The organism is Cyanobium sp. BA20m-p-22, from assembly GCF_024346275.1.
In the GTDB taxonomy this organism is placed as follows: domain Bacteria; phylum Cyanobacteriota; class Cyanobacteriia; order PCC-6307; family Cyanobiaceae; genus Cyanobium_A.
The window spans coordinates 1-7,365 of record NZ_JAGQCQ010000186.1; the positions used below are offsets into that span (position 1 = coordinate 1).

Annotated in this window: 8 protein-coding genes; 6 read left to right on the forward strand and 2 right to left on the reverse strand. The window is 58.7% G+C overall.

All coding sequences use genetic code 11. The features are described from left to right. The 4 genes from KBZ15_RS14795 to KBZ15_RS14810 form a co-directional block, all read left to right on the forward strand. The coding region (locus KBZ15_RS14795) for an ecdysteroid 22-kinase family protein (protein WP_255015965.1) at window positions 1–647 on the forward strand (647 nt) is incomplete at its 5' end. Window positions 648–704: 57 nt separating this feature from the next. Next, a complete protein-coding gene (locus KBZ15_RS14800; protein ID WP_255015966.1) occupies window positions 705–1,154 on the forward strand; it encodes a hypothetical protein in 450 nt (149 codons plus the stop codon). A 96-nt stretch (window positions 1,155–1,250) separates the two neighbouring features. Further along, complete coding sequence (locus tag KBZ15_RS14805; RefSeq protein WP_255015967.1) at window positions 1,251–1,550, forward strand: hypothetical protein; 300 nt, start codon at window positions 1,251–1,253, stop codon at window positions 1,548–1,550. A gap of 14 nt (window positions 1,551–1,564) precedes the next feature. Further along, a complete protein-coding gene (locus tag KBZ15_RS14810; RefSeq protein WP_255015968.1) occupies window positions 1,565–2,221 on the forward strand; it encodes an isoprenylcysteine carboxylmethyltransferase family protein in 657 nt (218 codons plus the stop codon). Window positions 2,222–2,229: 8 nt separating this feature from the next. Here the strand turns inward: KBZ15_RS14810 and KBZ15_RS14815 are convergent, their stop codons facing one another. After that, the gene (locus tag KBZ15_RS14815) at window positions 2,230–2,721 is read right to left on the reverse strand and encodes a cupin domain-containing protein (protein WP_255015969.1); all 492 of its coding nucleotides are present in this window, start codon (window positions 2,719–2,721) and stop codon (window positions 2,230–2,232) included. 147 nt (window positions 2,722–2,868) lie between these two features. On the opposite strand from KBZ15_RS14815, the gene KBZ15_RS14820 reads away from it, so the two are divergent. Together KBZ15_RS14820 and KBZ15_RS14825 are read left to right on the forward strand one after the other, a co-directional pair. Beyond that, window positions 2,869–3,726 carry an ion transporter gene (locus KBZ15_RS14820; protein ID WP_255015970.1) on the forward strand — a complete coding sequence of 286 codons (858 nt, stop codon included), beginning with the start codon at window positions 2,869–2,871 and terminating at the stop codon, window positions 3,724–3,726. Between the two features lie 115 nt (window positions 3,727–3,841). Then, window positions 3,842–5,518, forward strand: coding sequence for a YdiU family protein (locus tag KBZ15_RS14825; protein ID WP_255015972.1), 1,677 nt, complete (start codon window positions 3,842–3,844; stop codon window positions 5,516–5,518). A 1,160-nt stretch (window positions 5,519–6,678) separates the two neighbouring features. On the opposite strand, the gene KBZ15_RS14830 is transcribed toward KBZ15_RS14825, so the two are convergent. Next, window positions 6,679–7,365 (reverse strand): glutathione S-transferase family protein (locus KBZ15_RS14830; RefSeq protein ID WP_255015973.1); only part of this gene is annotated, 687 nt, incomplete at its 5' end.

The following is a 7,365-nucleotide window of genomic DNA, read 5'->3' on the forward strand; positions in this document are numbered from 1 at the left end:
CCATCCACGCTGAGTTCTGGATGGATCCAGGCCTGGAGGAGCACAGCTGGCTGCCGCCCCACGGCTTCTGGTTTGCGGATCCCAAAGCTGAGTTGCTGGATGATTTCTTTGCCACCTATGGGGTTCGTTTCGGCCCGGCCGCCTGCCAGCTATATCAAGCTGTGCTGGAACAAAACAATGCCATCGATGCGGCCCTGGCCGATAGGCCTTGGACCCTCGTTCACGGTGACCTGCGCGCCGACAATGTGCTGTATGGCGGCACGGTTGAGGATCCAGCTTCGGTAATTATTGATTGGTCTTGGGCCAGCCGCAGCATGGCCTCGATTGACATCGCCTTCCTGATCGGTGGGAGTACGCCCCACGTTCAGCGGCTGGGCCGTCATGAGGAGTTGTTGCAGGTCTGGCACGGTAGCCTCGAGAAAGGCGGTGTTCGCAACTACTCCCTTGCCGATGCCCGCCGCGACCTGCAACTGGCGGCGCTGCGCTGCATGACCACCGGCTTGGCCATGCATGGTTTCTCGATGGCCCCTGACACCCCGGTTCGAGTGGCCCTATTTATGGATGATGCGATCCAGCGTCACGCTGCCTACGCGGTGGAGATCGAAGCCTGGCAAGCCCTGCCAGACCCTGGGGGTTTCAAGGTGTAAATCAGGGCGGTAGATCTGCCATTTAAATACATCCCATTCCATTACATACTGATCCAAATGGACATCCGTTCCTCTGGTGCAATTCTTAGAATTCTCAATATCATAGCGTTAGCCGACGGCTACCTTTCGCCAAATGAAGAACTCCTTCTTCAATCCCTGGAGAAGCAACACCGGCTGCGGGCAAAAGTTGTTTCCTGGGAGGATGAATTGGAAGACCCCCAGAGTATTAGATGCCTGGCCAAACTGATTGCTATCGAATATCACGTATTGGCCATGCGCACGGCTGTGATGGTTGCCAGTGTTTGCAGGGGAGGCGATGAGGATAATTTTATCTGCGAGGAAGAAGAGCGGCTGCTTAATGAGCTGGCCGGGGCCCTTTCTCTCCATGCTGATGACGTGAAACAGGCAAGGGAAGACGCCGCCAAGGAGCTTAATAAACAACCCTCCCTTTGGCAGGTTCTGTATGATTGCTTTGGCTCCCAGTTTGAGCGCCCACTGCTCATCTGAGGGCGAATTCAATTGTATGCTGGCCTAGCCGGCTCCCATAAATCACTTCAAGTTTCCCATTAGTCACCACTGTAGACCAATTCAATGCATGCAACCTTGCGCGAGTATGAGGGTATCGGGGATCCAACCGAGGCCCTGCAGCCCTTACGGGATGGATTATTGGCTGAGATGGAAGCCCTGCCTGGTTTCATTGCTTACTATTTCGTTGATGTAGGTGATGCGGGGGATCGAATGATTTCCCTCAGCGTATTTGAAAGCAGTGAGGCTGCCGCAGAGTCAAACCGCATTGCAGCCGAATGGGTGGAGCGCTGGATTGCAGCCCATCCCAACACCGCCCCCACGGCCAGTCGAGTTGATGCCGGCCCCGTGGTGGCGAGCGCAGTCAGGTCCCATTGACCCCGGATGAAGACTTGACGCCAGCAGCGGCTGGATCGAGCTGGGCAACCCAGCTCACGGCAATCAACGCCGCCAAGCTGCTCACGATTGTGCTGCTCTTGGTGCTCGCAGCACTGGTCGGTGTGAATGATGGGCGACAGGCCCTATATCTGAGCCTGCACATCAGCTACTGCCTGTGGTGGCTATTGGAACAGTGGCTCTTCCCTGAGCGACGCCGCCTGATGTTTCCAGAGCGCGTCGGCCCGGTTGGTTTTGTCTTTGCCCTGTTGTTCGTGGGGGTGCTTTACAGCCTGCCGGGGTTGCTGGCCTTCCTCAATCCCGTGCCGATTTCCCATGGCGCCGTTGCACTTGCCGTTGGCCTGTTCAGCTTTGGCAGCCTGGTCAATGCCAGCGCTGATGTGCAGAAGACCACCGCCAAGGCCATGGGCGCTGGCCTGGTTAGCGATGGCATCTGGCGGCGGGTGCGCCATGTCAACTATCTCGGCGATCTACTCCGCTATCTGAGCTTTGCCGTGGTGGCTGGCAACGGCTGGGCCTATCTGGTGCCTGCCCTGGTGCTGCTCCTCTACCTGCAACGGATTGGCCAGAAGGAAGCACAGATGGCCGCCAAGTATCCGGAGTTCAGGGCCTGGCAGCAACGCAGTGCCCGGCTGCTGCCAGGTATCTGGTGATGGCCCCCTCAGGGTGTCTCCACGGGCACGATGTCCACCACCAGGGCCCGGGCGGGGGTTGATCCCTCGTTTCGCCACCAGTGGCTGATCCCGCTGCCTTCGAAGGCTGCCTCCCCGCTGCCGATGGTCTGGGGGACGAACCCGGGGCCGCGCCGCTCGGTCATCTGCCCCTCGAGGATGTAGGCCACGCCGGGCCGCTGGTCGTGAAGGTGCAGGCCGATGCTGCCGCCGGGGGCGATCGTGATCTGCCGCAGCCTGAGTTCTCGGCCAGCCAGGGCCGAGAAGTCTGGCCCGAGTGGCTGGCTTCCCAGCCGTTTCACCTCCAACACCCCCTGGGTCACGGTGACCTGCTGGCCCTGAATAAGCCGCTCATGGGGTGGCACCACCGCCGGCTGGGGATGGCTTTCCGCTGGGAGGCTGCAGGTATGAAGCAGCAACATCGCGCCAATACCTCGGATCAGTTGCCTGAGGTGCTTGGGGCGGGCAGAGGGTTGGACCATGGGAGCCTTCAGCAGGGCTGCCGTAGGTCGGTTTGATTCGGCGGCTCCCTCCTTAGAGACGAAGATGCTGGGCGAAATCATGCGGGGGAAATCCATGGGCAGCTGGGAGAGCCCTAATGTTTAGCTCGACCCAAGGGCATTAGGCGAATGACTGGCTCAGGGCTCCGCCAACGGGTATGGGAGCTTCTCGATATTAGCGAGGATCCGCAAAGTGGCGTAGCTGATTGGGATTGGGTCGACGTGATCCTGCTTATGCTGATCCTATTAAATGTGCTTGCGGTCATCCTGGAGACTGTGCAGAGTCTCCAGTTGCGCTTCGGCACGGCATTTTGGGCCTTCGAGGTTTTCTCGGTAGGAGTTTTCAGCGTTGAGTACGCAGCCAGAATTTGGGCATGTACGGCTGATCCGCGTTATCGGCAGCCAATCATCGGAAGGCTGCGCTACGTGAGCAGCTTCGCTGGTGTGGTGGATTTGCTAGCCATATTGCCGTTTTACGTCTCGCTGGCTGTCCCTGCAGCTGCTCTCGATCTGCGTATTCTCCGAGTCCTGCGGCTGTTGCGATTTGCGCGGGTGCTGAAGTTGGCCCGTTACTCTGATTCCATCGTGCGCATGAAGCGAGTTATAGGTGCAAGGCGAGGCGACCTAGGTGTGGCACTGGCAGCGGTTGGGGTTGTCCTTATTTTAGCTTCTAGCGCCATTTACTATGTTGAGGTTGACACCCAGCCTGATGTTTTTACCAGCATTCCTGCGGCGATGTGGTGGGGTATATCGGCCCTAACCACCGTCGGTTATGGGGATATTGCTCCGGTCACGCCACTTGGCAAGGTCCTGGGCGGCATCATCCAGCTGCTTGGTATCGCCATCTTCGCGCTCCCGGCTGGCATCATTGCTGCTGGCTACGAAGAGGAGTCCAGGCGTAAAGCAGCTGGCCCCGGGATTTGCAAGAGCTGCGGCCGCCCACTGCTTGCTGAAAGCACGCCTGAGCAATGTTCAGAGGGCTTGTGAAGACACTTTTGCAAGTTCGTCTCCTGCAGGATCGCCGCCTCAGCGCCAAAGCCAGCCAGCTCAAAAACCCGATAGACCAGTGCCCACAGGAGTGCCAACATCAGTGCCAACAGCAGTGCCGATAACAAGCTTTGCGGAGTTTGCCCAACGGGCTGACTACTCGCTGCTGGATGGACTGAAAGCCGATCCCCAGGCCAGCGGTGACGGCCGCGACCACCAGCCCCGCCAGGTCTTCTCAGGTCATTACGTGCCGGTGACGCCCACGCCGCTGCCAGCTCCGGAGTTTGTGGCCCACAGCAGTGCCCTGTTCCAGGAGCTGGGCCTGGGCGAGGCCCTGGCCCACGATGAGTCCTTCCTCCGCCTGTTCTCCGGCGACATCAGCGTGGCCACCGGCTCGATGCGCCCCTATGGCTGGGCCACTGGCTATGCCCTGTCTATCTACGGCAGCGAGTACATCCAGCAGTGCCCCTTCGGCACTGGCAATGGCTATGGCGATGGGCGGGCCATTTCCGTGTTCGAAGGCCTGTTCAACGGCCGGCGTTGGGAGCTGCAACTTAAGGGCGGCGGACCAACGCCCTACTGCCGCGGCGCCGATGGCCGTGCCGTGCTGCGCTCGAGTGTGCGCGAATTTCTTGCCCAGGAATTCATGCATGCCCTGGGGGTTCCCACCTCACGCTCGCTGACGCTTTATGTGTCCGGAGCTGAAACCGTGCGCCGGCCCTGGTACGCGCCGGGTTCCCAGTCCTTCGATCCCGACATCCTGGTCAACAACCCGGCGGCGATCACCACCCGGGGAGCGCCGTCGTTTCTGCGGGTGGGCCAGCTGGAGCTGTTTGCCCGCCGCGTGCGCCGCCAGGCCCATCCAGAGGCCCTTAATGAGTTGCGCATGATCGTGGCGCACCTGATCGAGCGCAACTACCGCCAGGAAATTGATCCCGCTCTGCCGTTCAGCGAGCAAGTGGTGCAGCTGGCTGGCATGTTTCGTGCCCGGCTTATTGGCCTGGTGGCCAATTGGATGCGTGTTGGCTACTGCCAGGGCAACTTCAACAGCGACAACTGCGCCGCAGGGGGCTACACGCTCGACTACGGACCCTTTGGCTTCTGCGAACTGTTCGATCCCCGCTTCCAGCCCTGGACCGGCGGCGGCGAGCATTTCAGTTTCTTCAACCAGCCGCAGGCAGCCGAAGCCAACTACCAGATGTTCTGGGCTGCCCTGCGGCCGCTGCTCGCGGGCAATAACGAGGCGTTGGCGCGGCTCGATCAGATCCGCGAGGGTTTTGCAGCCGCAATGCAGCAGGAACTGGAGGCCATGTGGGCCAGCAAGCTCGGCCTGGCCAGCTACAACGCCAACCTGGTGAACGAATTGCTGGAGCTGATGCTGAAATCGCAGGCGGACTACACCATCTTTTTCCGCAGGCTGTCGGAGATTCCTGCCACCATTGCCGAGCAGCTCTCAGCCCTGAAGCTGAGCTTCTATGAGCCAAGCAGCGAAGTGCTCGACAGGCAATGGAGCGGCTGGCTGCAGCGCTGGCGTGCACTTATTGGCGACCTGCAAGCGACATCTGCTGCGATGCAAAGGGTGAACCCGGCAGTGACCTGGCGCGAGTGGCTGATCGCACCGGCCTATGAACAAGCTGCCCGCGGTGACTACACGCTGATCCTGGAGCTGCAGGAGCTGTTCAGCCATCCCTACAGGTCGCCAGCAGCGGGGCTGGCGAGCAACTACGACCGCCTAAGGCCCAGGGAATTTTTTAACGCTGGAGGCGTATCGCACTACAGCTGCTCGTCGTGAGTCGATTGGATTGTTTGCCCAGGCAGTTGGGGGCGTCAGGCCTTTGCTGGTTGGGAGGGTCGACGAGCTCGCCCTCACAGGAAAGGCGGTGAATACATCAGGCCACCTTTTAGCCATTGCTGGTTGACACCCCGCTCGAGCTTGAGGGGCGAGCCCTGCCCCACATTGCGCTCAAACACCTCGCCATAGTTCCCCAGCGCATGGCATAGGCCCAGCCTGGATAGGCATTGATGGTGGCAGGGGTGGGGGCTCCTTGCTCAGCACATCGGGGAGCAGGAAACCCGCTACAAGATGCGGCATGGCCCCATTGCTTTCCAGTCTTGCCGCTGGAACAAGTGCTGCTCCCCTGGGCAGGCGTGGTCGCTATTGCGCAGCAGTCCAAACATCAAAGGCGGTGACCGCAAGGCTATTGCGGCAAATTCTGCAATGGCGGGCTGTGCAACAAGCCAACGGGTTAATGCCGTATTGCGACGACCCAGCGCCAAGATGCGTATCTGTCGCTCTCCCTTTCCAAGGGGAACCAAATGGCTAGCCAAGTGCCAAAACCGCCCTACGCACCTCCACCAAGGGAGCCTGGCTTCCCACCCCCAGCTCGGCCACCACTGCCAGATAGGCGAAGTACAGCTAACCGTATTGGGCTACCAATCCGTCGGATTCGAGAAGCTTGCGGTTGGGATAGTGCCTATTGCTGCCAACCCATGCGTCAGATACTGACCACTGGATCACCGCCAATCACTAATTACCCGTTGCAGCAGGTGTCGGCTGCGTGAACTCGAGAGTGCATGAATAGCGGGTGTAACCTCTTACATCTATTTCCTGGCAACGTCTTGCGGTAACGACCGCCCCTGCGGGCATCTGCTCTTGGGCTCTTTCAACAGCGTTGTTTTTATCCCAGATCGAGGATGCGGTGATGCTGCCTGCTTGTGCGGGGGCAATAAGCAACGGCAAGGCGGCAACTATGGCCGCTGCGCCAATCAATACCTTGGGATGAATGCCTGGAACCGTTAGAGTAGCCATTGGGGGTAACTGATGAATTCAGGAAGAGATCAAATTCTCACCACGCCCAGAATCACTTTGGCGCGCGCTGGATGGTAGCTCAGGTGCTATTCCTCTTGCTAACGGCCCATGGAGTGAACTGCTTCACCATTTAAAACGGTGACTTAGATCGCGATGAAGGATTGTTCTTTGAGTGACCTGGCAAAATCCTCGGCCGCTGCATTGACGGTTCCCCAAGAAGGCAGGCTGCGCATGGTATTCATCCAGCGCGAGACGTTTGGAAAATCTAGGTATTCGCAGCGAATGAGATCGCCAAGGGAAATGATTTCGGCGCCCTGATAGTCCGCCAGCGTAATAGTGTCGCCACACAGGTAATTATTGTGCGGACCTATCAGCCGCTCGTCAAGAATCTTCAACCAATGCAGAGCTTTCTGCTTCCCCCACGAAATGGCACCAGCCTGTTGCGCATCATTGGCACGCTTGTGATGGGGGTAAAGCTGCGGATAGATTAAGCCATAGCCAAAGTCCTTGTAAAAATTGGCATTAAACCAATCCATCATCTCGTTGACCTGTGCACGCGCCTGCAGGTCTTTTGGATAGGCTGCAGATCCACATTTCTCGGCAATATATTTCACGATTGCCGAGGATTCGGTGAGGGAAAAATCACCGTCCTCAAGGACTGGCACCAATCGATTCGGGTTCAACTTCTCGAAGTCGGGATGCTTTTGCGCACCCGTAAATAAGTCGACCAACTGGTATTCGAGGTCAATGTCTTGGTCTCGAACAAATATCTCAACAATTCGACTGGTCGTCGAGGCGGGGTGGTAGTGAAGCTTCATGCTGCGTTCCCT